The 2855-nt window shown below is 56.3% G+C and carries 2 rRNA genes (1 of these 2 running past the window's edge); both read left to right on the forward strand.

The features are described from left to right. Positions 1-1445 (forward strand): 16S ribosomal RNA (locus tag QMK34_RS46885); the annotation flags it as partial. Positions 1446-1761: 316 nt separating this feature from the next. Further along, a 23S ribosomal RNA gene (locus QMK34_RS46890) occupies positions 1762-2855 on the forward strand (it continues 2140 nt past the right edge of the window).

A 2855-nucleotide genomic window follows, 5' to 3' on the forward strand; every position in this document is an offset into this window, starting at 1 on the left:
GGGTGGATTAGTGGCGAACGGGTGAGTAACACGTGGGCAATCTGCCCTGTACTTTGGGATAAGCCTTGGAAACGGGGTCTAATACCGGATATCACTTCTCTGGGCATCCAGGGTTGTTGAAAGTTCTGGCGGTACAGGATGAGCCCGCGGCCTATCAGCTTGTTGGTGGGGTAATGGCCTACCAAGGCGACGACGGGTAGCCGGCCTGAGAGGGTGACCGGCCACACTGGGACTGAGACACGGCCCAGACTCCTACGGGAGGCAGCAGTGGGGAATATTGCACAATGGGCGAAAGCCTGATGCAGCGACGCCGCGTGAGGGATGACGGCCTTCGGGTTGTAAACCTCTTTCGCCAGGGACGAAGCCGTGAGGTGACGGTACCTGGATAAGAAGCACCGGCTAACTACGTGCCAGCAGCCGCGGTAATACGTAGGGTGCAAGCGTTGTCCGGAATTATTGGGCGTAAAGAGCTCGTAGGCGGTTTGTCGCGTCGGCTGTGAAATCTGGAGGCTTAACCTTCAGCGTGCAGTCGATACGGGCAGACTTGAGTTCGGTAGGGGAGACTGGAATTCCTGGTGTAGCGGTGAAATGCGCAGATATCAGGAGGAACACCGGTGGCGAAGGCGGGTCTCTGGGCCGATACTGACGCTGAGGAGCGAAAGCGTGGGGAGCGAACAGGATTAGATACCCTGGTAGTCCACGCTGTAAACGGTGGGTGCTAGGTGTGGGCGACATCCACGTTGTCCGTGCCGTAGCTAACGCATTAAGCACCCCGCCTGGGGAGTACGGCCGCAAGGCTAAAACTCAAAGGAATTGACGGGGGCCCGCACAAGCGGCGGAGCATGTGGATTAATTCGATGCAACGCGAAGAACCTTACCTGGGCTTGACATGCGCCAGACATCCTCAGAGATGGGGCTTCCCTTGTGGTTGGTGTACAGGTGGTGCATGGCTGTCGTCAGCTCGTGTCGTGAGATGTTGGGTTAAGTCCCGCAACGAGCGCAACCCCTATCCTACGTTGCCAGCATGCCTTTCGGGGTGATGGGGACTCGTGGGAGACTGCCGGGGTCAACTCGGAGGAAGGTGGGGATGACGTCAAGTCATCATGCCCCTTATGTCCAGGGCTTCACACATGCTACAATGGCTGGTACAGAGGGCTGCGATACCGCGAGGTGGAGCGAATCCCTTAAAGCCGGTCTCAGTTCGGATCGCAGTCTGCAACTCGACTGCGTGAAGTCGGAGTCGCTAGTAATCGCAGATCAGCAACGCTGCGGTGAATACGTTCCCGGGCCTTGTACACACCGCCCGTCACGTCATGAAAGTCGGTAACACCCGAAGCCCATGGCCCAACCCGCAAGGGGGGGAGTGGTCGAAGGTGGGACTGGCGATTGGGACGAAGTCGTAACAAGGTAGCCGTACCGGAAGGTGCGGCTGGATCACCTCCTTTCTAAGGAGCACCACATCCACAGTCCCCGGGATACCCGGGATCAGCACTGTGGGGTGGCCATCATCCAGAAGCCGACTGTGTTTCTATGATGGTTGCTCAAGGAATTGTGGAACTACTGGGTATATGTTGATTCGGATTTGCTGCTGAGGCGTGCAAGTACTGAACGGCTTCGTAAGGGGTTGTTCGTGGAACGTGTGATCGCGGGGCAAGATCGGGTTGGTGTTCACTATGCACGCTGTTGGGTCCTGAGGCAGCACGCTGGTGTTGTTTCTGGTGTGGTGTTTGAGAACTGTAGAGTGGATGCGAGCATCTTTGTGGTCAAGTTGTTAAGGGCACATGGTGGATGTCTTGGCTTCAGGAGCCGATGAAGGACGTAGGAGGCTGCGATAAGCCTCGGGGAGCTGTCAACCGAGCTGAGATCCGAGGATGTCCGAATGGGGAAACCCAGCACCAGTTATGTGGTGTTACCCGCGCCTGAATATATAGGGTGTGTGGAGGGAACGCGGGGAAGTGAAACATCTCAGTACCCGTAGGAAGAGAAAACAATAGTGATTCCGTGAGTAGTGGCGAGCGAAAGCGGAAGAGGCTAAACCGTTTGTATGTCAAGCTGTCAGGCGTTGTACAGGCGGTGTTGTGGGACCCAGCGTAGAGGATCTGACAATCTTCTGAATGCACGCGTGAGTTAGTGGAACATCCTGGGAAGGGTGACCGGAGTGGGTGAGAGTCCCGTACGCGAAAACTTGCGTTTGTGTGTTTGTTTGGTGTTCCCGAGTAGCAGCGAGCTCGTGGAATTTGCTGTGAATCTGCCGGGACCACCCGGTAAGCCTAAATACTTCCTGAAGACCGATAGCGGACTAGTACCGTGAGGGAAAGATGAAAAGTACCCCGGGAGGGGAGTGAAAGAGTACCTGAAACCGTGTGCCTACAAGCCGTCAGAGCCCGAGCATATCTTCGGATATTGAGGTGATGGCGTGCCTTTTGAAGAATGAGCCTGCGAGTTAGTGCTGCGTGGCGAGGTTAACCCGTGTGGGGTAGCCGTAGCGAAAGCGAGTCTGAATAGGGCGTGTGTAGTCGCGTGGTCTAGACCCGAAGCGGAGTGATCTACCCATGGCCAGGTTGAAGCGACGGTAAGACGTCGTGGAGGACCGAACCCACTTAGGTTGAAAACTGAGGGGATGAGCTGTGGGTAGGGGTGAAAGGCCAATCAAACTCCGTGATAGCTGGTTCTCCCCGAAATGCATTTAGGTGCAGCGTCGCATGTTTCACCGCGGGGGTAGAGCTACTGGATGGTCTAGGGGCCTTACCGGGTTACCGAAATCAACCAAACTCCGAATACCGTGGTGTGAGAGTGCGGCAGTGAGACGGCGGGGGATAAGCTTCGTCGTCGAGAGGGAAACAGCCCAGAACACC

The sequence above is a fragment of the Amycolatopsis sp. H20-H5 genome, assembly GCF_035828755.1.
Classification (GTDB): Bacteria; Actinomycetota; Actinomycetes; order Mycobacteriales; family Pseudonocardiaceae; genus Amycolatopsis.